Genomic DNA, 25,029 nt, shown 5'->3' with positions numbered 1-25,029 from the left:
TTCTTCATGATGTATTTTGCGATGTATCCGTTTTCCATTACATGGGAAGCGAATCCTTCGCATCGCTTAATGAATGATGTTTTTGATGAACAAGTTCCGTAATTCTTAAGGATGCTAAGAAACTTGATAAAACAAAGAGTAATTGGAGCGTTAACACCATCAAAACGCCTGTCGATATGCCCCACTGTAAAGTTTCGGACAAAGCAATTAGAGCACCGCCAACTCCAATGCTTACACCCATATAGAAGGAATCCACAAATTGGAGATCCGCGGACATTGCTCCCTCTTTCCCAGACTCGGCATGTTGTAAAGCGATAGCCGCAGTTGTAGGGTTGGCCAATCCAACACCGAACCCCGTAATCATTTGTGAGATTAGGATGAGTATAATTCCACCGCTTGAAAAGATAAGGGCTAGGATCACAAGTATAGTTCCAGCGACCATAATCCCAATTCCCACCATAACTCTGCGCTTTCGGCCATGACCATAATCTCGTGCATCAAGCTTGGCTTGCAACCACGCTGCTGCGGACCAGCTCAGAGACCCTGCTGCAACAAGCAGGCCCGCGAGATCTGATGATAACCCCTTCACTTCGGTCAGTGCCAGGATCACAAAACTCTCCGTTGTAAAATAACAAGCAACATACAGCCCTCTGGAAACCAAAGTTGCCGGCAACCCTTTTTCCACCGTGAAAGTGCCTATTGGAAGCAACTTGTGCATTAGCGAGATCATGATGAATAACCCACCAAAAGTCAGTACTATTCCTTTCCAATCGGTTATCATCCCGAGCCCTGTGAGTAACAATCCCGTTCCAATGGCAAGTAAAATCGCATGGATAATCTTCGAGTTGGCTGTTTGGGCTGAACCAGTCAGAGCTTGACGAAGCTGCAGATCACGAAAAGAGCGAAATGTGAGACTTATTGCCAATACAAGCAAGGGTAGAACGATCCAGAAAACAAACCGCCAAGAGATATAGGAGGCAATAAGCCCTGCCACATAAGGCCCGATTAACGAAGGCAGAACAAATGCCATGGAGAATGCAGCTAAGATTTGAGTACGAAGAGCATCTGGATAATGTAATGTTACACAGGTATAAACACATGTGATCAAAGCTCCCGCTCCAAACCCTTGAAGGGCTCTTCCTGCAATAAGCATATCCATATTCAAAGAAACAGCCGCAACTATGGTACCTAGCACAAAAACACTACACGACACAAGCATGGATGTAAAAACGCCGCGCTTGTCAACCTGCTGACCCATGACCAAGGTTCCTACAAGCTGCGATAACAAAAATGCGCTGAAAATCCAACCGTACAAATGAATGCCCTGCAAGCTTTGTGCCATTTTCGAGGCAATTGTCGTGATAGCCAGTCCCTCAAAAGCTACAGTTGTCAGAACCAGCATAATACCAATTGTAGTCGCTCTGTACGGAGTATCAAAAATTCCAATTGGATTGTTGTTTGTCTCCTACACCCCCATACCTAAATGATTTTATGGAAAAATTCACCTTTTTTATGTCCTGAATATACAATAACGAAACTACTTTGTAAATAAAAAACTTTAAAAAGTAGTTTCGACGAACCAAAAAAAGGCATTCGATCACGTTTGATCATCTGCCTTCTTGATTTTATTTAACTATAGATGAGGTGTGACCTGATTGGCTACCATCATTAATCATCCGTTCTAACATCGATCTCCCCTTTACCATAACCATTCAGCATATCAAAATCATATTATTGTATTTGCTATTTCAATTAATGTTTGGTAATCGTATAACGGTTCAAGATTGTTATTTTTCCCTGAAACAAGAGAGTAAGTTAACCCCTCGTTTCTCCAATAGACGGCACTTACATGTCCGTCCCCTTGGTCCCACGTTTGCGAACCATTAGATAATTTTAGACCTTTCTTTCCATTCGGAGGCGTATCAACCTGTGAGTTTGTAATCATAATGATCAGGTTCAATCCTTCATCGGGATTGGCATACGTGATTTCTACTGCATCAAATTTACCATTGGTATCTAAAATCCTTGCTGATTTTTGAGTAACTTGGAAAGGCACTGACGGTTGTTGGATTTCAAACGGGGTTCTAGCTTCCGCCTCTTCCAATGAAATTTCAACTGGAGGACTCAGTTCCGAATTAATGGTCGGGTGGTTACTTTCCGCGTTGTGTAAGCAGGCAGACAATAATAGAGGAATCATACATAGGACCAGCAACTTACTTACAGCTTTCATTTAATCACCTCGATATCAGAATAGTTACTTCTATTACGTTCTATTGGCTGGGAAGATACATTAACTTGCTTAAAGATCAGAAGAAAAAAACGTTCCTCGAAGTTTATGGTTTGCCTCATTTACAGTAAATAGGCACAAGGCGACCAACATATTTTACGTATTCGACGATGTGTCCTCATATTCCCTGTTAAAATTACCCAAGTGATGTGTTTTTTCATTTTATAAGTTGACAATGATAATCGTTATCAATAATGTAAGATGAGTTATACCCGGATAAATCGCAGAATCATCAGCAACCTATTATCGAAATGAGGTACGCAACGTGAAAATAGACGTGAATCAGTTAGCAGAACATTTTGCACACATTCCTTTTCAAGTTAGGACCGGCAGAATATCTATTAAAACACCGTCTTAACATAGCGCAAAAAATGCTATTTACAAGCGATATGCCAGTACAGCAAATTGCACAAACGGTTGGAATCGCTGACCCCTTTTATTTCAGTAAAGTGTTCAAGAAAGAATTTGGCTTTTCTCCTACTGAATATCGACGGAAGTTCATCAATAATCCATGCTAACTTCAACAGGCATCCATTTTATATCCAAAATTAAATCCGTATACTTATGGTAGACCAAGGAAACAACATCATCATGTCTTGAATTGCGTATGCATCAGAATACTGAAGGTACAACAAGGAGGGATTATTATTCATTATCAAGCGATTAAACTAAGCGAGGAACTATCTAAAATAAACGATAATTGGTCCCCCCAATTAATAGGTGAAATGAATGACTATCAATTTAAAATCGTTAAAATTGCCGGGGAATATGAATGGCATGTTCATCACGAAACCGATAAGTTATTTTTCGTGATTGAAGGCGAGATGATCATTGATTTTTGTGATGGTCAGGTGAGAATATTCAAAGATGAGATGTTTATTGTCCAGAGGGGACTCGAGATCAAACCTTCCGCCGAAAAGGAATGTCATATCCTTTTGATGGAACCTAAAAATGAAGGAAGCACTAGCTCGACTGAGCCCGCATAAACAGCCCACTACGTTTCGTCCAAAGGTAATGTAATAAACGAAACAAAGCCCCTTCAGAAACGAAGGGGCTTTTGCCTTTTATCTTTTTAAGATAATACATGTCACTGAACAGTTGAATGGTTTACTAATACACCGATTTTTAAATAAATAGATTATGATTTGCCTGAGCTGCCTGCCCCAGATAATAACCCACTCCACCAATGTTAACCGAATCCATTAATTCTTCACGCTGAATCCCCATTAAATCCATGGACATCTGGCAAGCGACAAACTCAACTCCCTGCGCAGTTGCGGTCTGCATCAGTTCTTCCAGAGAAGCAACATTATTATTCTTCATAACGCTGCGGATAATCTTCGGACCAACGCCGAGCATATTCATTTTGGACATGCCAAGCTTGTGGCTGCCGCGCGGTAACATCATGTCAAACATGCGGCCGATCATTGTTTTGGATACAGGCTGTGGCTGATGCTTACGGATAATATTCAATCCCCAGAAAGTGAAGAACATGGTTACTTTACGTCCACTTGCTGCTGCCCCATTTGCAATAATAAGAGAAGCAATCGCTTTATCCAGATCACCACTGAAGACAACCATCGTGCTGGCAGGCTCCTCTTTAGGAGTTTCCATAGCTGAAGATACGGGCTGCGCGATATTCTTCGCAATAACAGCTTCAATAGTGCCGCCTTTGGATCGTTCCAAGTGTAGGAGTGAGGAGCCAGACATGGTTGCCCATGCTTTCACATCTTCATAAAATCCTGGATCGGAAGCTTTCACCCGCAGGGTCTCTCCATTCGATAGTTGATCCATTTTCTGCTTGAGTTGAATCAGCGGGCCGGGGCAACTTAAACCGCACACGTTCAACTCGTTATCGATACGCTGTGGCTGTGCAGAGGTTGGGTTGGGAAGCTCTCTTTCCTTTACTACAGCATGTTTCGAATTATTGTTCTGATCTTGTCCGTCATTATTTACGTCGTTGCCGGTAGAAATTGGAGCGGGCCGAAATTGCGCTTGGCGGTATGTTTTATAACCTCCACTCAGATTTTTCACCTTAAAGCCATGTTGTCGCAAAATTTGCGAAGCTGTATATCCACGCAGACCAACCTGGCAGTATACCCAAATATCTTTGGTTGGGTCTAATTCATCTAAACGCTGACGAAGCTCATCCACTGAAATATTTATTGAACCTGGAATATTCCCATTGCGATGCTCCAGCTCACTGCGTACATCCAGCAGTATTGATTGCTCCGGCTGGCGTTCAGATAGCTGATCATAGGTGAACGTTTCAACACGCCCTGCCATGATATTTTCAGCTGCATAACCAGCCATATTAACCGGATCTTTTGCAGAGGAATACGGTGGCGCATAACTCAACTCAAGCTCTGTCAAATCACTGATGTGACCCCCAAAATGAATGGCTACAGCAATGTCATCAATCCGTTTATCCACTCCGTCATAACCAACTGCTTGTGCGCCTAAAATTTTACCTGTCGGTGTAAACAGCAGTTTCAGCGTAATCGCGCTGGAACCGGGATAATACGATGCATGAGATGCAGGATGCACGATTACAGTTCGATACTCGATGCCGAGACGTTTTAGTGTTTTCTCATTACTGCCTGTAGCTGCCCCGGTCATTCCAAACACTTTAATAATGGCTGTCCCTTGTGTTCCTTTGTAGATGGAGCTTAGTCCGGCAATACGATCTGCAACAATGCGTCCCTGTTTGTTGGCAGGTCCAGCAAGCGGAATAGCTGTCTTTGTGCCATGAATGGTGTCAGTTACTTCGATCGCATCGCCAACAGCATAGATATGTGGCACACTGCTTTCGAGTGCATCGTTCACCATAATATGTCCACGTGTTCCCAGGGAAACTCCGCTATTTCTCAGAAAAGCTGTATCTGGAGTTACACCGATTGCAAGAATAACCATGTCAGCTGTCAGAACACGACCATCAACAAGCTCGACACCAATTCCCTGCTCAAGTGAACGAAAGCCCTGAACACGCTGGGAAAACAACAGCTTTACCCCATTTTGCTCCATTTCCTGTGCCAAGGCTGCTGCCAGCTCAGCATCAAATGGGGTGAGCAGCTGACCATTCCCCTCTACCAACGTCACATCCAACCCGGCTTCCTTCAAATTTTCTGCCATTTCAACACCAATAAATCCTCCACCAATAACAATTGATGATGCGTTGTTAGACGAACTTATTTGCTTCTTGATCCGATCAATATCAGGAATGCTGCGCACCGTATAAATCAGTGGATTATCCTTACCCGGCAGATCAGGAACGATTGGCTTGGCACCTGGTGACAAAATCAATTCGTCATAGCTTTCTTCATATCGACCACGCTCCTGGCTTTCTACCTGAACTGTACGAGTATGCGGATCAACAGCGACGATCTCGCTTCGAGTACGTACATCAATATTAAAACGATCAGCCATACCTTTAGGCGTTTGTACCAGCAGACGTTCTCGATCCTCGATCGAGCCACCAATATAATAAGGTAAGCCGCAATTGGCAAACGATATATAGGGTCCTTTTTCAAATATGATAATTTCGGCATGTTCATCCAGACGGCGCAGACGGGCAGCTGCTGATGCACCACCCGCTACTCCGCCTACAATCAGTACTTTTTTGCTCATGATTCACAATCTTCCTCTCCAAACAAAATAGGTATCATCTGTTCAATCCGTTGGTCGGCAAGCACATAATTTACTTCAAGGCCATTGCGCTCAGTCGCTACAATACCTGCACTGCGTAGCTTCTGCAAATGCTGAGACACTGTTGATTGCGGGAGATCCAGACACTCCTGCATATATGAAACATTGCATTTCTTTTTTCGCATCAACCCGCGCACAATGCACAGACGAATCGGATGAGATAGAGCTTTCAGTAAATTAGCAGGCTCGTCGAACAGTTTTAGATTAGTGCTATCAAAAGCTTCAGTATTCAAAATTACCCCTCCTGAATCGTTATATCGTAATATTACGATATTTAAATCAGAATGTCAAAATATTTTCATTCCCTGTTCAACTTCCAACTTAGACTCTTTAGAATGTTGCATCAAAAATAAAGTATTAGAACTAGAACTCAGTAATCTCAAAACGTTTAAGAAAAGCCCATAAACACACAGAAGCAGTGGTGTTTATCGGCTTTTAGACTTTCCATCATATCACGAATGACTATTTCCTGTTCCTCAATCAATATAAAACTAAAGACTTGATAAGAAAGAACGTACACAGAACACTTAGCAACAGAAAAATCAGAGCTAACTGACGTTCATTCTTCCACAATCGAAATGTATTAGCAATGCTCAAAATTACCATTGCAAGCATATTAATTCTAGTGTTCATTTCAACAAAATTAATACATAGCAGAATAAATACCACGATCGTGACAAAAAGGAACCATATCGGTATATTTTTAGTAAGACGTTTACGCATTTCATTCCCCTTTATAATTTATATTCTATTTCTATTAGGGTATTCTTCAACCTTATTGGAATACCTTCAATTATGTTCCATAAAATCAAATCGATTTTTTATAACGCCCACAAGGAAAATATAAGCCGTCAGGAACGGTTGTTTTGTTTTGCAGTCTATGAATATATGCTCTTGTCTTCCAGTCCCCCGGATGAGCCGGGGATGACAGAACATCTGACAGTCGATGGAGAATGGACAGAAATGTACCATTGCAAGCGATGTGTAAGATCGATCAGACTGACATAATATCCGTGACCGGCTCCAGTATCAATCCCCATTTTGCCTGCTCCAATCCATATTTGCCACGGCGGAACAAGAAAGCGGTACGTCGAGGTATGACCAAATACAATTGTATATTCAGGGTTAACCGGGCTTTCAAAAAAGGGCTGTCTGATCTCGGTCAGATCTTCAGCGGTTTGATGGTCTAGCGGAATTCCAGGACGAATACCAGCATGTACGAACAAATAGGAATCACATATATACCATAACGGCATTTGATCCAAAAATTTGCGGACATTTGCGATCTCATCATGGCTTGCCGGGATTGAATCAGGCATGGAACGCAGCCACTTGCGTTCATTATTCCCTTGTAAGGCAATGGCACCTTTTTGGGTCAGATCATGCACCAGCTGGAGCGTTCCCCAGGAATCCGGCCCCTTATTCACGTAATCTCCCAACAAAACGAGGCAGTCCTTGTCAGGATTATAACCTGAAGCAGCCAGCAGCTGCTTCAGAAGATGTCCATGTCCGTGTATATCAGACACGGCCAGCAGTCTACTCATCTTCCGTGTGTGCTCCTCCCCGATAGATCATCGTTTGCTCTGGGGAACATTGAACCCAGCATGCCGAGCCCAGTTCCAGAGGTTCAGCATGAAACGCATGAATACGTTGATGATCCTCTGTTGCGATAATTACTCTCCAGTGTATGCCTTCAAAAATGGTTTGTATAACCGTACCCCTGATCTCATTATGATTTCCTTCCTCGTCTGTTGCTCGAAGCTTTAATTGCTCCGGGTGAAGCATAATAATGGCTGCCTGTCCGCCAAGTCCTGGATCTATCATCCTCCCTGCAATACACCGGCCTGCAATCATGACGGATGATGCTCCTATTGTATAGATCCCGTTAATTCGATTATGGTATCCCATTAAGCGGGCAACCCAAGGCGTTGCCGGACGCGTAAATAATTGCTGAGGTTCGGCAAACTGATCAATTCGTCCTTCACGAAGCACCAAAATCCGGTCAGCCAAAGTAAAAGCCTCCAGCATGTCATGGGTAACATAGAGCACTGTGGTTTCCAGATCCGACAAAAGTCTCCCCAATTCACTTCGCATCTCAGTCCTCAGCTTCACATCAAGATTGGATAACGGTTCGTCCATAAGCAGTATGGAAGGTTCCGTTGCCAGTGCACGCGCCATTCCGGCGCGTTGCTGCTGCCCACCCGAGCATTGGGAGGGCAGACGGTCCAGCAGCCCGTCCAACTGCAGCATCGCTTGCAGTCGATCCACTCGCTGATTACGAACAGTGGAGCCGATTTTGCCGCGTTTCATACCGTACTCGATATTCTGGCGAATGGTCATATGCGGCCACAGCGCATAATCCTGGAACACCATGTTTACCGGACGTTTTTCTGGAGGGATGTACTGATGTCTGGTGTCCACGCTTTTACCATCCATTTCAATGCTTCCTCCATCCACTCTTAACAGTCCCGCAATCAGTTGCAGCAGGGTGGATTTTCCACATCCCGAAGGTCCGAGAATGCAGATCCTCTCCCCATGATTCAGGGCAAAAGACATCGGCCTGAGTACAACCTGTTTATCGAAGGACTTGTGCACCCCTTCCAGTTTAAGAATTGAATTCATATGGTGAGCCTCCTTGTTGTACCGTATGGGTATGCCTTTCCTGAATCTTGGTTCTGTTTCTCTCTCGACGATCGCTCCACTTAAATATGGCCTCTCCTGTAAATTGAATGAGTACAATGATCAGGAGAACCATCCCTCCACTCAGAACAGTTGCTGCCGTTGCATACCCATAACGACCAAACTCAAAGGCTTGATCAATCACAAGCGGCATCAGCACATAATTGGCCGGCTGCAGCATGGAAGTCAAAGCAAGATCGAATACACTTGTGCCAAAGGCCGTCAGGACGGCAAGCAGCAATGATCTGCGTACCAAGGGAAGAACAATGTGCAGCATTCGAGCCAATGTTCCTGCTCCCTGCACTGCCGCGGCATTCAGGATAGAGGACGAGATGGTGCCGAAAGAGCCCAACTGAACACGTACGGCGTATGGAACAGCACCTGCAATAACTGCGATCACAAGCAGCGAGGGAGACCCATAGAGGTGCAGATTGAATGTCTCCAGCCACTTTTGATTCCAGACAAAAATGTAACCGATTCCCATCACAATCCCCGGCACAGCCAGCGATATGATCGAGAATAACTGCAGCCAGCCCTTCATTTTAAATTCCGTAAATGTAAGGACATAAGCCACGATGAATCCAATGATGATACTGATGCCTGCTGCGATTGCAGCAATCGTCAATGAATGGAGCATGCCTTCAAAAAAACTGAGCTGCTTGTGGTCCGTAGAGGACGCTGCAAACAGGGAAAAATAATGATCAAGGGTCAAATTTGGCCAAACCAATTTGTTACCAGCCTTTTTCATCAAGGAAACGCATAGACTGCTTCCCACCGGAATGCCGATACTCATCATTAAAAATACAATGGTTACTCCATTCAGAAACAGTGTGCTCTTCGGTCTAACCTTAATCATTCTGACCGCTCTCGCATTCAAGAAATCAAACCTGGATCTGCGCAGAGACCATAGCAGAACAGTCATGGCCATTGCCAATAGGACGACCAGATAAAAAGCAAGTACTCCGGCCATATCAAAACGAACAGGAGATTGATAGATGGCAGAATAGATTGAATATGTCAGTGTAGGAAATCGGTAGACCGTGGACAATGCCGCTGGCAGACCAAAATCACCGACAGTATCTATAAATACCAGCGTAGCTCCCGCTACAATGGAAGGAGCCGCAAGTGGTAACTCCACCGTGCGCCATACCGTCCATGGGTGAGCGCCATTCAAACGGGCAGCATGTCCGTATTGGCTGACATTCCATTCCGTTGCAGCAAGAACCGTCAGATAAGCCAGCGGAAATTTGCTCAGGGCCATAATGACCATAAGCCCGGAAGGTTGAAACAGAGCAGCTGTCACCCAGTTCATACCGAGCAATCGGCTGGCAAGTCCGTCAGCACCAGCAAACAGCACCCATCCTTGAGCCAGCATGAACGAAGGCGCGATGAGCAGCAGCCAGACTCCGGCATCCAGCAGACGCCCTGATGCAAAGTTCCAGCGCGCCCTTACCATAGCTAGCGAGGCTCCAATCAACGTGCCCAGAAGTGCAGTTCCTATCCCAAGCCACACGGAGTTAAGCAAGGACTGTCGCCACAAGGGTCGGTGAAATATCTCTCCGAGTAGTCCGAAGCCCTGAAACTGTATGTTGCCAAAAAACAAGCCGGGCAATATCGCGTTCAACAGAACCGCAAGCAGCGGCAGAAAAATTATGATGAATAACAGAAGCGCTACGCCGACTCCCCAACGTGTTCCAGAGTTTTTCATAGGTTGTTCCTCTTAATTTACGTTCTGGTCAGCAAACCAGGTTTTGATCTGTACCTCGTGTTCGGCGGCCCATTCAGCTGGCGGAAGAATGAAAGTTGCATTCGTCTCGCGTTCCTTCCTCGCTTCTACTCCCTTTACCAATGGGGTAAAGAAGCTGTCGGATGAATCGAGGGAAGCTAACATCTGCTGCGTTTCCGGTTCAAGCATGAACTCTACAAAAGCCTTAGCAGCGGCAGGGTTCTTGGTCTGTTTGCTGATGGCAGCAACACGTAAGCTTCCCGGTGCACCTTCTTCCGGCCAGACCAGTTCAACGGGTTCTCCCGATAACTTCAGGTCATAAGCATTGCTCTCCTGGAGCGCTGCAATATCGATTTCCCCTGAGACAAGGGCACTGCCCAGAGGACCGTTTTTGGGATAAACTCTGAGACCATTGCCCATCATTTGTGCATACCTTTGCTCTCCCTGATCAATGCCCCACTTATAAAACAGTGCAGAAACGAGCGGATATGCAGGTGCCGCAACCGCCGGATCAGCCTGACCTGCGGTGCCCTTATATTCAAAAAACTCATCCCAGGTCTTCGGCGCCTGCTCCTTGGTAAGACGGTTGGTGTTATAAGCGATAACCGCAGATGCATGAATACTGATTGGAGTATACGCGTGGTCCTCGGGAACCAGCGAGGAGCCGTATTCGGTCAGGTTACCGATATGATCAGGAGTCCAGTCCGTCATCAGAAATCCCCTGTCTGCCAGGCTGCGAATCGATCCGTGACCGTCCATCATGACAACATCCCACTGTGGATTGCCCTGCTCGGCTTCAATTTTGGCCAGAGCCTCTCCGCCGCCATAATGTACAGCCTCTATTTTGTATCCGGTCTGTTTGGCAAATTCAGGTGCCACAATATCCACAAAGTCATTCCCATATAAATAGATGGTCTCACCTGTGTCCTCCTGGGCAAGTGAGCTGCTGCCTTCAGCTGTAGAAGAGACCGGTGCGGCAGTTTCGCCGTTAGATGATCCACTCCCTGTTGTTATCGTTCCTCCTCCGCATCCTGCCGTAACCAGTACGAGCAGCAAGCTCATTCCGCTTAATCTTTTTCGCCAAATGTTATTCATCATTCTCCCCCTCAAATATGTTGCTTGTTGAATCTATCTTCATCCTAAAGCTATTATTGGAGATTCATATTAGGGGAAAGTAAACGCTAATTTAAATGATATTAATGTATTATATGATAATATAGATATTATCAATGTTTAGGCCAAAAGGAGACGTTAACGGATGAATTTGCAGCAATTGAAGGTGTTTGTCTACGTCGTGGAATTGCAAAAGCTGTACTTAGTCGCACATAAGCTGAATATTACACAACCGACAGTGACATTCCATTTGAACAAACTGCAGGAGGACGCCGGGATTGCCCTGTTTCATACCAAAACCTATCATGTCATCAAATTGACGGAAGCTGGCAAGGCACTGTACCACTATGCCAGTCAGATTGTTGCCCTGAACGAGGAAATGCTCCGCACTCTGGACGACCACAGGGGCTCCGAAACTGGTCGATTGCTGATCGGAAGTACCCATACACCCGCCACATATATGCTTCCATCCTTGTTATCCGATTTCAAACAGCAGCATAATCTGCTCCTGAGTCTTGATGTAAAACCGGCACGCTACATAATGGAGAAAATAAAATATTTCGAATTGGATGTGGGCGTTATCTCCCATACTTCCCCGGATGATGCGGATCTGATCTTTGAACCACTGATGAAGGATGATCTGGTCATTATTTTCCATCCCGAGCATCCGCTGGCTCGCCAAAGTATCGTTCACCCCATGGATTTGCAGGCATATCCGCTCGTTGCTCATGAGGAGGGCTCAAGCAGTCGCACGCTGATTGATCAATGGGCGGAAGCACATGGGGTCCAGTTCACCCACGCCATTGAAATATCCGGTTCCGAGGCATTGAAATCCATTGTTCGCCTTAATCTTGGTATTGGCATGGTATCTGAAGCCTCCATTATTCAGGAGCTGCAAAAAGGAGAACTCAAAGCCTGCCCTATTCCCGATTGGACTCCGGTTAGAACGATCTATGCAGTAAGACATCGTAATAAACTGGTTACGCCAGCATTAAGCCTGTTTTGGCACATGCTTGTAACAAGCTTCTCAGCTCGAAACGAACTATTATAGCCAAATCATACCTGATCAGAACAACAATCAATCTCTCTTCTGTGCTCAAAAACTGGAATCTGTCCGGTTTAAATCTCTTATTTATTCCCGTAGAATTAAATTCATAACATTACAAAAACATATAAATAATTCCATATCTTTTATATGTTTTTGTAAAAAAAAGAAGGTGATACAAGAAAATGATTGGCCCAAAATAGGTCTCAAAATAAGTCTAGGCTTGCTTGTTCAGGTTGAAAAATTTAGTTTAGAGGAGAGTGTAGTGTTGTTATTCAAATTAAAGAAGTCAATTAGTATTCTGTTGGCCATCCTGACTGCCTTGCCGCTGATCTTAACTCCAATTCAGGCTTCGGCTGCCAGCGATGTTACTGTGAACTTGTCCTCTGAAAAGCAGCTTATCAAGGGATTTGGGGGAATCAATCATCCGGCCTGGATTGGAGATTTGACATCAGCACAAAGAGATACGGCATTCGGTAATGGACAAAATCAGCTAGGTTTTTCGATTTTGCGTGTGTATATTGATGAAAACAAAAACAATTGGTATAAAGAAGTGCCTACCGCGAAACGAGCCATCGAGCTGGGGGCGATCGTCTTTGCGTCACCATGGAATCCCCCAAGTGATATGGTGGAAACATTCAATCGTAATGGAGACACTGCAGCCAAGCGCCTTAAATACGACAAATATGCAGCGTATTCCCAGCATCTTAACGACTTTGTTTCTTACATGAAATCCAACGGTGTTAATCTCTATGCAATCTCCGTGCAAAATGAACCGGATTATGCGCATGATTGGACATGGTGGACACCTCAGGAGATGCTTCGATTCATGAAAGATTATGCAGGCTCCATTACAGGAGCAAAAGTAATGGCGCCAGAATCCTTCTCTTACTTGAAAGAAATGTCAGACCCCATACTGAATGATCCTCAAGCTTTAGCAAACATGGACATTCTGGGTGCACATACGTATGGTACACAGTTTAACAATTTCCCTTACCCACTTTTTAAACAAAAAGGTGCTGGCAAGGAACTTTGGATGTCGGAGGTATACTACCCTAATAGTAATGCGAACTCAGCAGATAATTGGCCAGAAGCGCTGGATGTCTCCTATCACATCCATAATGCAATGGTAGAGGCAGATTTCCAGGCGTATGTGTGGTGGTATATTCGTAGACAATACGGACCCATGAAAGAGGATGGCACTATTAGCAAGCGGGGATATAACATGGCCCATTTTTCCAAGTTTGTTCGCCCAGGCTTTGTAAGAGTTGAGGCGACGAAAAATCCGGATACCCAAACGTTTATCTCTGCATACAAAGGAGATAACAAGGTGGTTATCGTAGCAATCAACCGAGGTACTTCCGCTGTAAACCAAAAGTTCGTATTGCAAAACGGGAACGCCTCAACCGTATCTTCCTGGATTACGGACAGCACAAGAAATCTGGCAGCCGGATCTTCCATTAACATCACTAACAATTCTTTTACTGCTCAACTTCCTGCCCAGAGTGTTACCACATTCACAGCTGCATTAAAGTAGGAACCAATCGTAAGCTTAAAAAAAGGGATCTTCGTCTTCATATACCTTGTCAAAACCAGAACAAAAAGACAAAAGCGCTCCCCTGTCTCAGCCACAGTAGGAATGCTCCTGTCTTTTTGTTCTTGTCTGTTTCTTGGTGAAATCTCAAGGTTTGTCTATCCAATTCTTTTAATATTGAAAAATTAATTTGGAATATTGATACAGATCATTCTTCCATAAAGGCCAATCATGTCCACCGCTCTCCTCATACCAAATATGAGGTACTTCGTGCTGTGCCAAATAAGCGTGCATCTGTTCGCTGATTTGCTTGAGGTTGTCTTGGTCACCGCAGGACAACCAGAGCAATCGAAGAAGCGATGACGCTTCTGATGGATGCGGGAGAAGCAGCTCCGGGGCTTTGGTGTTTGGAGCTGCGGAGAACGCACCGATCCAGGCAAAATGGTTTAAATTTTTCAATCCGATATTTAAAGACTGGCCTCCGCCCATGGACAATCCTGCAATTGCCCGGTTCTCCCTTTTCGTCCGTACATGGTAATTCGATTCAATAAAAGGAATTAAATCGTGAAGTAAATCGGACTCAAACGTCTCGAATGCTTTTATTTTCTCCGGATCAAACAGATCTCCCTCAGCCCTGTCGTTTGGCATTGCGCGGCCATTAGGAAAAACGACAATCATCGGTTCAAGCTTGTTATCGTCGTACAGATTGTCGAGAATCACTTGTGGATTGGCATGATTATGCCATTCGGCTTCGTCTCCACCGATCCCATGCAAAAGATAAAGCACATTATAGGTATATTCAACGGAATATCCGGGTGGAGTATACACCATGGTTTTGCGCGAATTCCCTACCGTTGCCGAGAAATATTCCACCATTTCAATGTTGCCATGCCGTATGTTTTCCCTGTACTGGTCATACCCTTCCGGTGCCGTAGTTATTATCATCATCATTCTCCTTTCCCAACATACGTCTTTCGTTCCGGCTTAACATGATGTTGCGGCTAATCAACAAAACCAAATCCCAAAATCGTAAATCGTTTGTCCTCATGGCCTTCAGCCATTGCAATCTCCACAGTATGCTCTCTGGAATGTTCTTCATCGTACAGGATTACAGCATGGCAATGCGTCCAGTTCACTAGATGCGGGTCAGCCGTCCTCACCAGTGCACCATCCACCCTGATATTAGCTGTCCCGAAATCGGCTCTGCCGGAATCCTTAAATACCAAAATAAGTCGTTTGCTCCGCAGGATTAGCTTAAAGCTGGCATGGCCCGTTACGTTCTGCCCCGTGTGCATCCAGTTGTTGGGAAATAGTGGTGTACCGTATGCATGATCATCCATCTCCGTCAGTTGCAGATCGGTGTCCGTCTCCCGAAACCCACCCGCCTCAATCCGGGCGATACTGTCCCCATTCAGACGGTCCAGCAGCTTTGTGCCGACAAAATGGTCCCCAATTAGCGGCGGCCTTTCATTCGTACTGTCTTCATCCTCCCCGTCCAGGGCAGATTGATCGGTTACGTCGAACAGCCAGCCCAGACAATCAGCCATAATATGATGCCCGGCATTGGTCGGATGGTAGATGTCGTAGAAAAATTGCTTTTTGGAAATGACATGGCCCTGTTCCAGTGTCCAGTGGAATTGCTCCACCACAGCATCCTTTACACTCACCATAGGCAAATTATAGTGCCAGCCAACAGGAGCCAGCCGATCCTGAAGATTCCAGTCATTCTCAAACACGCTGAACAGCAAAATGACGGCTGGCTTGTTATCTGCATCAAGCGCCTTTAACACCAGACTCTCGTAACAAATGCCTTGGGTCTCATCGTCTGCATCATTTACTGCAAACTCCAGAATGACAATATCCGGCTGGACTGTCCCGTCCCTAAGCACATCCCGGTCATAGCGAATGATGCCCAGCTGTGACGGCGTGCCGCCTACGCCTGCTTTGATTAGACGAATTGGACTGTCCTCAGATGGAGCGAACATGCGCTTGAAAATTTCAAACGAGCGATAGGCGTAACAATTGAGATGAAGAGGCATGGCCCCTGCGCCGTGGGTAATCGAACCGCCAATATAAGCGATGGTCACGGGCTCGCCGCCTTTTGCTTTTTCGATAGCAGCCTTCAATCTGGTGTTATTCCCTTTGCTCAAAAGAGATTTGGCAATCATATTGCGATACGCCTGTGACTCGGAATCAACCGGTGGCTCATTCACAGCTTCAGCAACCCCAACCGGGTCACGCGGTGCCGTTGGAACTTCCTTTTCATTTGCCGAATCCGCTGAATTGTTGAGCATGGACATCCATCACCCTTTCCTGTAACAAATGTGAAGAAAGAAGCAGACACTTGAGAAGAACAATGGAGAGAAACAAGCAACAGGCACGGTCAGTCAATGGAACGCAGTCTTTTACCCTTTCACCTTAAAGTGTAACGCTTACATTATGTACCATCAACCTGACGATAACTTGCTTTTCTCCCTGATAAAGTATAGTTTTTTGTTTTAACATACAATGAAAATCAAGCGAAGAGAATACTCGGTTGGAATTACCTATATTTTTTCTGGAAAGCGCTTTAATTTGGTTAGTATTTGTCATGTTATAATTTGACTAAATCGAGATACCAAGGAGGAAGCGAATGACCATCACGGACAAAGGTGCATTTTACACGGGAACATACCGGAATCTGTTTCTTGAACTGGGCTATGACGACAGCGAAATTACGGAAAAGCTGGATAAAACGTGGACCGAATTGTTTTATGGAGATGCCGATACGCGAATCTATTACCCGATGGGTGAGGACAAAGGATATGTACTCGACACCGGCAATCTGGATGTGCGCTCGGAGGGCATGTCTTACGGGATGATGATGGCTGTGCAAATGGACAAAAAAGAAGAGTTCAATCGACTCTGGAATTTCTCGAAAACGTATATGCAGCATACCGAAGGCCGATACAAGGATTATTTTGCATGGCATTGCAAGCCGGATGGAACCCGGATATCTCAGGGACCTGCCCCTGACGGTGAGGAATTTTTCGCTATGGCCCTGTTCTTCGCCTCCAATCGGTGGGGCGACGGTCCAGAGCCTTATGATTATGCCGTACAAGCGCGGAAAATACTGCATGCCTGCGTACATCAAGGGGAGAACGGCGTTGGCGATCCGATGTGGGACCCCGAAACCAAACTGATTAAATTCATACCGGAATCACCATTCAGCGACCCGTCCTATCACCTGCCCCATTTTTACGAACTGTTCGCCAAATACGCAGATGAGTGTGATCAATCGTTCTGGAACGAAGCTGCCGCCGAGAGTCGGGCTTATCTGCATAAAGCCTGTCATCCGGTAACCGGACTTTCGCCTGAATATGCAAATTTTGACGGAACGCCTGCACCACCTCAGCACCATGGCGATTTCCGGCATTTCTACAGTGATGCTTACCGGGTAGCGGCCAACATAGCCCTCGACTGGGAATGGTTCCGCAAGGATCGCTGGCAGGTGGCGCAGTCCAATCGTATCCAGGCATTTTTCAGCGAAATTGAAGTATCGGATTATCGCCGTTACACGATTGAGGGTCAGCCATTTGATGAACTGTCTCTGCACCCCATCGGATTGCTCGCCACCAATGCCATGGCTTCTCTGGCCGCCGACGGGCCGCATGCTAACCCGTTCGTGCATCAGTTCTGGAATACGCCATTACGCCAAGGTGTCCGCCGATACTATGACAATTGTCTGTACTTCTTCAGTCTTCTGGCTTTGAGCGGACGTTATTGTATGTATTAATATGTATGAGTTGATTGTCATCCAGCTGTCCTGGCCCGCAGACTTATGCCTCAAGCATAATTGCTTCATCATCGGCATACATAGATTGTTGACCGCTTGGCGCTTTGAGCTTGGGCAAGGAAGGAATTTATTCAACCTTTGATAAGGAAAGGAGCACATGGATATGGAGACGAAAGAGGCACTGCAAGGCTTCACTGGGAGCCACATGATATATACTTACGAAAACGGCTGGGAATACGAAATCTATATCAAAAACGATCATACTATCGATTATCGCATTCATAGCGGCATGGTTGCAGGTCGCTGGGTGCGCGATCAGGAAGCAAACGTTGTGAAGTTGACGAAGGGCGTTTATAAAGTAGCGTGGACCGAGCCGACAGGCACGGATGTTGCCCTAAACTTCATGCCGAACGAAATGCGGATGCACGGCATTATTTTTTTCCCGAAATGGGTGCATGATCATCCGGAAATCACGGTCTGTTACCAGAACGACTATATCGATCTTATGATTGATTCACGAGAAAAATATGAGACCTATCCGAAATACGTCGTTCCCGAATTTGCCGATATAACATTTATTGAAAATGCAGGCATCAACAATGAGAAACTGATCTCCATAGCACCTTATCCTGGCATGACGGATGACATACGTGCCGGGAAGCTGAAATAAACCCATTCGTCGCAGTAAGAAAGCAAAGATTGTACAAAGAATGGAAAGAACAAAAAAACGGACCTGGTTCGCAGATGCGAGCTTGGTCCGTTTTATTCATGACCACGGGCAGCCGGAATTATTGCTATGCTTCACACAGGTGTCAACCTCACTTCATCCAAGCTAAAATTGGCAAACAAACCGGACACATCGATTCCATAATCAATGGATAAGCTTCTACCTGGCGCTCGTGCATTCTGGAAATTACATTCAGTTACTTGGAAATAGACGAGGAATCGTAAGACGATTGCATGATCTCCACATAACGCTGGATGTTGAGTCCCTCCAACCCTTTCACGTAATCCTCCCAATCCTTATCCAGGCTCTTTGCCCCCGTGATGAATTGCAGGGCGTTCTGGTCAATATAATCCTTGAGATTGGTCTGCATCATGCTCACTTCATCAGCACTTGCAGGGTCGACCCACAGCGCCCAGTGAGGGAATACGTTTTTGGGCTCCTTACCTTCCATCAGCAATGTTGCTTCATACAGACGGCGCTCATATCCGTCGCTTGCATAAATGTCCGTGCCCTGTACTTCCGCGTCGCGGTATGCCCGGTGATGGTTGTACTGACTCATCGCTCCCCAGCTGTCATTACGCGGCTCTTCTCCAGAGGCGAGCGGAATCGACTTGTAGAGCGGCTGGATCTGATCGTTCAGCGCGACCTCACCTTCCTGCGGCTTGCGCCAGCTGGTGCCTTCCTCGCCAAGATAAGCACTCATCGCACCTTCTTGCGTATAGAGGTAATCCAGCAATTGAATAGCTGCGATTTGCGTTTGCTCGCTGGCCTTGTTCGTCAGCACAAACGATGCTCCGGGATCAATCGGATAGTTGTAGGTTGCATAGTTCGCATGTGGTCCTTGCAGCGGAGGAATCGCGTTGTAGTCCTTGCCGTACGGCGAGCCCTCATCCGTATTCACAAAAAGGGCCGGGTGCATGGCTGCGCCTGCTCCTAGCAGCTGCGCATCGGCGTTATCGCCAATCTTCTTGAATGCCCCCGAATTTTGTGTAAAGGCGCCGGGATCGATCAGACCTTCATCGTATAGCGATTTAATATAAGTGAGTCCTTCCTTCCACTCCGGTTTGCTCGCTGCCGTATCGACCTTGCCGTTATTCACAACAAGATATGTTCTGTCATCATCGTAAATGAACCCGTTCATCAGGTACGGAATGATGTGCACGCCAAAATTTTCAATGGACCCGCTAAGCGGTACTTCGTCCGCCTTTCCGTTGCCATTCGGGTCCTTGGTTTTGAACGCTTCGAGCACCGCCTTGAATTCATCCGTCGTTCCGGGTTCGGATAACCCGAGTTGTTTCAGCCATTTTGTATTAACCCACATTTTATTCGGATAGGAGCAGTGAAAGCATTCGTTTAAGCCGGTCAGACCGTAGATGTTGCCATCAGGAGCTGTATTCATCGCTTTATAATATTCGTTGCTGTCAAGCACCTTCTTGATGTTTGGAGCGTACTTGTCGATCAGGTCGTTAAGCGGCAGAATAACGCCCTGCTGGCCGAATTTCAGCAAGTCCGTTTGCGAGAAGCGGTCTACCCAAGGAATGAGCAGGTACAGGTCGGGATAATCGCCCGAGGCAAGTGAGATCTGCCTCTTTTCAGCAGCTCCGTCAAAGGGAACCGTCGTCCAATGGAACTGGATGTTGAATTTGTCTTCCATCTTTTTCGTAAACTTGTTCGTTTGCAGATTGGTATCCGAGCCTTGATGCGCAAAAACGTTGATGGATACTTTGTCGCCGGAGGAAGCATCGCCCTTCTCCCCGTTGCCGCGATTGCTTGACGAGCACCCCGCCAGCGCCACACTAAGAAGAAGCAGGCACACAAGCATGATGGATCCTGATTTTCTCAAAAATATCCTCTCCCTTATCGATGATTGTAATCAGTCAACCTTTGACAGAGCCAATCAGCATGCCCTGCACGAAATACCGCTGAACAAACGGGTAGATCACCAGCACTGGCAAGCTTGCCATGACGATCAATGAAAACTTCATTAATTCCGCCATCTGCTGCATCTTTACCATTTCCCCGGCGTCGATGTTTCCGGTGCCGTTGTTCAGGATGAGGATGCTGCGCAGAATCAGCTGCAGTGGATAGAGCGATTGTGATTTCAAATAGATCAACGCATCGAAGTACGCATTCCACTGCCCGACCGCATACATCAGCGACAGAACGGCGACAATGGGCTTTGCCAGCGGCAGAATGACGCTGAAAATAAATCTGATATCACTGCACCCGTCAATGTCGGCTGCCTCGGACAGCTCCTCAGGAATGGAGTTCTGAAAAAAGGTGCGCGCAATGATAACCTGCCACACCCAGATAGCATTTGGAATCAGCAGCGCCCAGCGGGTATCAATCAATCCCATCGATTTGACCACGAGATAGGTCGGAATCAAACCGCCGGAGAAGAGCATGGTGAACGTGATGAACATCATAAGAGGGCTGCGCCCGACAAAAGTTTTTTTGGAAAGCGGATAAGCGATCATGATCGTTAAAGCTACGCTGATCAGCGTGCCGCATGCGGTGTAGAACAGTGAATTGGCATATCCGGTAATTACCTGATCGTTCTGCAATACCGCCTTGTATCCGGCCAGCGTAATGTCAACCGGCCACAGCCAGACTTTCCCCGAAGAGACAGCAGCCGGGCTGCTTAGGGACGAGCTTAAAATATAGATCAGCGGATAGAGCACTGCAATCAGAACCACGGTCAGAATGATGTAGGTGACTGTCATGAACACGCGGTCCCCAAAGGACTCCCTGATCGTGTGCTTTCGTTTATCCACCAAACGGCTTGGATGCGATTGTAACTCGCTCATCGTATGGACTTCCTCCTTTCAAGGGCGTATTGCATTACCACAGGCTTGTATTGGACAATCGCTTGGCGGCTGCATTCACAGTCAACAGCAGGATCAGGTTGATCAATGAATTAAAGAGGCCGACGGCCGTGGCAAAACTGTAATTGGCGTTCAGCAGCCCCATTTTGTACACGTAGGTGGAGATAATTTCCGAAGCCGACAGGTTCAGCGGGTTTTGGAGCAGATAGATTTTCTCAAACCCAACCGCCATAATGTTGCCTACACTTAAAATGAGGATAATAACCGCCGCGGGCAGTATGCCAGGCAGATCGACGTTCACTATTTTCTGAAACCGACTAGCACCATCAACCCTGGCTGCTTCGTACAGGGAAGGGTCGATGCCGGAAAGCGCCGCCAAATAGATAACTGCCGAATATCCCATGCTCTGCCACACGTCCGAGAACACGTAAATGGAGCGAAACAATCCCGGCTCACCCAGAAAATTCACCGCTTCAAAGCCCAGTGCGCCTGCAATCGTATTCACGATGCCAAGCCGCGGGGAAAGAAACAGCATGATGATTGATACCATAACAACCGTCGAAATAAAATAAGGCGCATAGGTGACCATTTGAACGGTTTTCTTGAATCTTGCGCTCTTGATCTCGTTCAGCGCCAGGGCCAGCAGGATCGGCACCGGAAAACCAACGATTAACTGATAGAAAGAAATATACAGCGTGTTTTTGATCAGGGTGGCGAACGCGGGATTTCGGAAAAGCATTTCAAAATACTTGGTCCCCACCCACGGGCTGCCCCATATCCCCTTGATGACGTTGTAGTCCTTGAATGCCAGGACCGCGTTAGCCATCGGTACATACTTGAAGATGATGAAGTATACGACGGGTGGAAGGACTAGCAGATAAAGCTGCCAGTGCCTTCTCAGACTTTTGGATACGGCATGCTTGACCGCCGAGCGCCTGCGCTGCCTCACATCCGAATTGGCATTGGAAATTGTCGTTCTCAGATTCATCCCCCCATGCGGTGGTCGATGCCATCAGGCAGACCCCTTTTTTGTTAGCGCTTTCTTGATCGTAATCATAAGATTGCGCGTCCCGGCTCGTAAAGGTACACTTGGACCGATGGGGTACGATTCCAGTTTTTATCGACGGATAGCCTTGTTACTACTCCATTCTCAGCTTCGCCCTCCGTTATCTTCGATCTGCCGGAACGTGCTCGGCGACACCCCTCGAACCCGCTTGAACGCTCTGCGGAACGAATGCGCGCTGTTATATCCGGCTTGTACTGCAATTTCATCAACCGTCTGACTGCTTTCCCGCAGCAGCTCTGCCGCCTTGTTAATCCGAACCAGTTCGACATACTCCGAAAGATTCTCTCCGGTATGTTCTTTGAACAGCTGTGAGATATACTTTTCCGGCTTGCCGATCTGTTCCGCAATCCGGTACAGCGTCAAGCTCGCATCGTCGTACCTCGACTGGATATAACGGATAATTCCGTTCACAATGTCCGCATGCATGTCGGATTTCTTCCGCTGCACGTCCAGACAGATGTCTTGCGTCAGCTGATTGAATTTATCCCGAAGCACAGCAACGCTATCTGTTGTCAACACGGCAGCTACCCGGCTTTTGAATTGCTCGATGAGTGATTCGTCCAGCAATATTTTGGGCTCGGCCACCTTCAGAAATGTTCCCTTCAGCTCCATGATGAACTGCTGCGTCATGTCATACGACAGCTCCCGCTCCTCGAAGTTCCGGCTGAACAGCTGGTCCAGAATACGGCTCGATTCCTCGAATTCACCCGCCTTGAGCGTATTCAGCAGCCGCTGCTCGGACTCGATCGGATAATAATACATCTCTGTTTCTTTCACGGCATCCTCGAATCGCACCATGTTCTCCGATCCAATATGAATGGCGTATTCAAGTGCTTGCCTCGCTTCATTGAACGAGCGGCCGATGTCGTTCCATACGTGATACGGAGAACCCATCCCGATCCTGGTTGATACCCGGTAATCCCGGTACACGGAAGCGATCAGGCTTTGCAGTTCGGCTTCGAACGTCCCCAAGGTTTCCTCTGTGTGCTCATGCTCTCCAGGGACTGAATGCACAAATGCGATCTGATCCGTCCCCCAATCGGTTACCAGAACATCAGAATCCCAATCAATCAGAGCCTGCCTTACGATTAATCTGGCAATGCTCAGCTCCTGAATAATCTCCCCGCTGTCGGGTCTTCCATAACCGTCTACCTTCACAATTCCTACGAAGCCCTGGCTGCTGATAAGGGATACGCCTGTCTGGGAAGAGACAGCCTCGAGCTCGCCCGTTGTGTAGAACTCGCCCGTCAGAAGGCGTTTGATAAACCCGTCGCGCAGCAGCGGAAGCTGCTCGTTCAATGCGCTCTCCAGCAGATGATTGTTCATAATCAGGCTGGTGATGTTGCTCGCCAGAAAATCGTACTCGTTGCGGATCTTACCGGGTAATGCGATATCCTGATCCCGGAACACGGACAGGAGTCGGTGAATCGGCGCGCTGTTCCGGTAAGCCAGCAAAAGCCCGATCAACAGCCCAAGCCCGAGCGTTGCCAGTGTAAAGGTAAAGGTAACCTGTTTGATCCGGTCTGCTGTGACCATGAGCGCACTCTCGGGAATGCCAGCGGCATAGTTCCAGCCGTTCAGATCCGACTTGATGGAAATGAGCAGACGACCATTGCCCATAGGCGTGACTTTATCGTGCTTGTCGGCAGGCATGTCTTTTAATCGTTCTGCCTCCGCTCCATCGATGCCACGCGAGAATATAATGTTCCCCTCCGAATCCGTCACCAGCGTCCAACCGCCATACTGCTCCACGATATTTTGCGTCAGACCGGCCATCTGGTCCTCATCAATCATGACGCCAATCGTAGCCTGCGGTTTATTGAAGCTGTTCAGCGGAAGAGATTGCAGAAACGTGATCGCTGGAGCGTCAACAAGAACGTTATTGCGAATCTCCCGCTTGTAGTTTCGAAGCGGCATGATCTCGTTCAAATGCGGTTTCTTCAAAATATGCTCGCTCCATTCCTCAAACGTCATGCCTTCAAGTTGATTCGCGGCGTAGTAATGCTCAGGTCGGTAAAAAACGGTCGTGGGCGTGATGATGACATTGTAGTTCGGAATGTAAATAAAAAAATGGGACAGATAGTCGTTCGTGCTGCTGTACATGGACAGGCTGCGCTGCATGCGTCCCACGCCGTAAACATTGTTCGAATCCAGCGGCTTGGGATCGGCAATCAGGCGGTACAAATCCTGGTTGATTGCAAGCTGCCTCGTGAAGGCCTCTACCTGCAGGAGGTTTCGTTCAATAATTTCCTTTCCCAGATTCAATGATTTCAGACTGTTTTCGATAGAGCTCGTCCTGGCCACTTCAATTGATGCCTTGTAAGAGGCATAGCCCGCGATCTGGGGAATCATCAGAATGATAAAGTAGGAAATCATAAATCTGCGGAATACCGGTGAAAATTTGGACCATAAACGCTTCATATGTACCCTCCCTTTTTTATAGTAAGCGTTTACAAATACAGTAATATGATGATACGCCTTGCATTAGGGCCTGGGGTAGGTACACCTTCTTCCTTAGCGTACAATTGCGGATTTATCGTTATCATA

Annotated in this window: 19 protein-coding genes and 1 pseudogene; 6 read left to right on the top strand and 14 right to left on the bottom strand. The window is 46.7% G+C overall.

Annotated features, from left to right (window positions below):
* Window positions 1-37: 37 nt before the first annotated feature.
* Complete coding sequence (locus HW560_RS20190) at window positions 38-1,402, bottom strand: MFS transporter (RefSeq protein WP_179264440.1); 1,365 nt, start codon at window positions 1,400-1,402, stop codon at window positions 38-40.
* Between the two features lie 324 nt (window positions 1,403-1,726).
* Entirely contained in the window at window positions 1,727-2,230 is a 504-nt protein-coding gene (locus HW560_RS20185; RefSeq protein ID WP_090899290.1) for a hypothetical protein, read from the bottom strand.
* A gap of 377 nt (window positions 2,231-2,607) precedes the next feature.
* On the opposite strand from HW560_RS20185, the pseudogene HW560_RS20180 reads away from it, so the two are divergent.
* Window positions 2,608-2,805 (top strand): annotated as a pseudogene (locus HW560_RS20180) (helix-turn-helix transcriptional regulator); the annotation flags it as partial.
* Between the two features lie 129 nt (window positions 2,806-2,934).
* Entirely contained in the window at window positions 2,935-3,273 is a 339-nt protein-coding gene (locus HW560_RS20175) for a cupin domain-containing protein (protein ID WP_179265867.1), read from the top strand.
* A gap of 139 nt (window positions 3,274-3,412) precedes the next feature.
* Here HW560_RS20175 and HW560_RS20170 read toward each other — a convergent pair whose 3' ends face one another.
* From HW560_RS20170 to HW560_RS20145, 6 genes are all read right to left on the bottom strand, one after another.
* Window positions 3,413-5,914: an FAD-dependent oxidoreductase gene (locus HW560_RS20170; RefSeq protein WP_179264438.1), complete on the bottom strand. Its 2,502-nt coding sequence runs from the start codon at window positions 5,912-5,914 to the stop codon at window positions 3,413-3,415.
* Entirely contained in the window at window positions 5,911-6,225 is a 315-nt protein-coding gene (locus HW560_RS20165) for an ArsR/SmtB family transcription factor (protein ID WP_090899301.1), read from the bottom strand. The genes HW560_RS20170 and HW560_RS20165 overlap by 4 nt, the downstream gene beginning before the upstream one ends.
* A gap of 645 nt (window positions 6,226-6,870) precedes the next feature.
* On the bottom strand, window positions 6,871-7,536 hold the full coding sequence (locus HW560_RS20160) for a metallophosphoesterase (RefSeq protein WP_257031384.1): 666 nt from the start codon (window positions 7,534-7,536) through the stop codon (window positions 6,871-6,873).
* Window positions 7,529-8,614: an ABC transporter ATP-binding protein gene (locus tag HW560_RS20155; protein WP_179264436.1), complete on the bottom strand. Its 1,086-nt coding sequence runs from the start codon at window positions 8,612-8,614 to the stop codon at window positions 7,529-7,531. The genes HW560_RS20160 and HW560_RS20155 overlap by 8 nt, the downstream gene beginning before the upstream one ends.
* Window positions 8,598-10,379, bottom strand: a complete 1,782-nt coding sequence (locus HW560_RS20150) for an ABC transporter permease (RefSeq protein ID WP_090899310.1) — start codon at window positions 10,377-10,379, stop codon at window positions 8,598-8,600. The genes HW560_RS20155 and HW560_RS20150 overlap by 17 nt, the downstream gene beginning before the upstream one ends.
* Window positions 10,380-10,391: 12 nt before the next feature.
* On the bottom strand, window positions 10,392-11,492 hold the full coding sequence (locus tag HW560_RS20145) for an extracellular solute-binding protein (protein WP_179264434.1): 1,101 nt from the start codon (window positions 11,490-11,492) through the stop codon (window positions 10,392-10,394).
* A gap of 163 nt (window positions 11,493-11,655) precedes the next feature.
* On the opposite strand from HW560_RS20145, the gene HW560_RS20140 reads away from it, so the two are divergent.
* Both HW560_RS20140 and HW560_RS20135 read left to right on the top strand, forming a co-directional pair.
* Window positions 11,656-12,561 (top strand): LysR family transcriptional regulator, encoded by a 906-nt coding sequence (locus HW560_RS20140; protein ID WP_090899316.1) that lies wholly within the window; start codon window positions 11,656-11,658, stop codon window positions 12,559-12,561.
* 262 nt (window positions 12,562-12,823) lie between these two features.
* Window positions 12,824-14,092, top strand: a complete 1,269-nt coding sequence (locus HW560_RS20135) for a glucuronoarabinoxylan endo-1,4-beta-xylanase XynC (protein WP_090899319.1) — start codon at window positions 12,824-12,826, stop codon at window positions 14,090-14,092.
* Between the two features lie 168 nt (window positions 14,093-14,260).
* On the opposite strand, the gene HW560_RS20130 is transcribed toward HW560_RS20135, so the two are convergent.
* On the bottom strand, window positions 14,261-15,040 hold the full coding sequence (locus tag HW560_RS20130) for an alpha/beta hydrolase (protein WP_257031383.1): 780 nt from the start codon (window positions 15,038-15,040) through the stop codon (window positions 14,261-14,263).
* A gap of 50 nt (window positions 15,041-15,090) precedes the next feature.
* Window positions 15,091-16,383: an SGNH/GDSL hydrolase family protein gene (locus HW560_RS20125; RefSeq protein ID WP_090902417.1), complete on the bottom strand. Its 1,293-nt coding sequence runs from the start codon at window positions 16,381-16,383 to the stop codon at window positions 15,091-15,093.
* Window positions 16,384-16,721: 338 nt separating this feature from the next.
* On the opposite strand from HW560_RS20125, the gene HW560_RS20120 reads away from it, so the two are divergent.
* Window positions 16,722-17,864 carry a family 8 glycosyl hydrolase gene (locus tag HW560_RS20120; RefSeq protein WP_179264432.1) on the top strand — a complete coding sequence of 381 codons (1,143 nt, stop codon included), beginning with the start codon at window positions 16,722-16,724 and terminating at the stop codon, window positions 17,862-17,864.
* A gap of 181 nt (window positions 17,865-18,045) precedes the next feature.
* Window positions 18,046-18,534, top strand: coding sequence for a phenolic acid decarboxylase (locus HW560_RS20115; RefSeq protein ID WP_179265864.1), 489 nt, complete (start codon window positions 18,046-18,048; stop codon window positions 18,532-18,534).
* A 253-nt stretch (window positions 18,535-18,787) separates the two neighbouring features.
* Here the strand turns inward: HW560_RS20115 and HW560_RS20110 are convergent, their stop codons facing one another.
* From HW560_RS20110 to HW560_RS20095, 4 genes are all read right to left on the bottom strand, one after another.
* The gene (locus tag HW560_RS20110; RefSeq protein ID WP_373565006.1) at window positions 18,788-20,413 is read right to left on the bottom strand and encodes an ABC transporter substrate-binding protein; all 1,626 of its coding nucleotides are present in this window, start codon (window positions 20,411-20,413) and stop codon (window positions 18,788-18,790) included.
* A 55-nt stretch (window positions 20,414-20,468) separates the two neighbouring features.
* Window positions 20,469-21,398, bottom strand: a complete 930-nt coding sequence (locus HW560_RS20105) for a carbohydrate ABC transporter permease (protein ID WP_090899330.1) — start codon at window positions 21,396-21,398, stop codon at window positions 20,469-20,471.
* Between the two features lie 34 nt (window positions 21,399-21,432).
* A complete protein-coding gene (locus HW560_RS20100) occupies window positions 21,433-22,404 on the bottom strand; it encodes an ABC transporter permease (RefSeq protein ID WP_090899333.1) in 972 nt (323 codons plus the stop codon).
* A gap of 162 nt (window positions 22,405-22,566) precedes the next feature.
* Window positions 22,567-24,903, bottom strand: coding sequence for a helix-turn-helix domain-containing protein (locus HW560_RS20095; protein WP_179264428.1), 2,337 nt, complete (start codon window positions 24,901-24,903; stop codon window positions 22,567-22,569).
* Window positions 24,904-25,029: the final 126 nt, after the last annotated feature.

Origin of the sequence: Paenibacillus sp. E222, from assembly GCF_013401555.1 — a bacterium.
Taxonomy (GTDB): domain Bacteria; phylum Bacillota; class Bacilli; order Paenibacillales; family Paenibacillaceae; genus Paenibacillus.
This window is presented reverse-complemented; position numbering and strand designations above follow the sequence as displayed.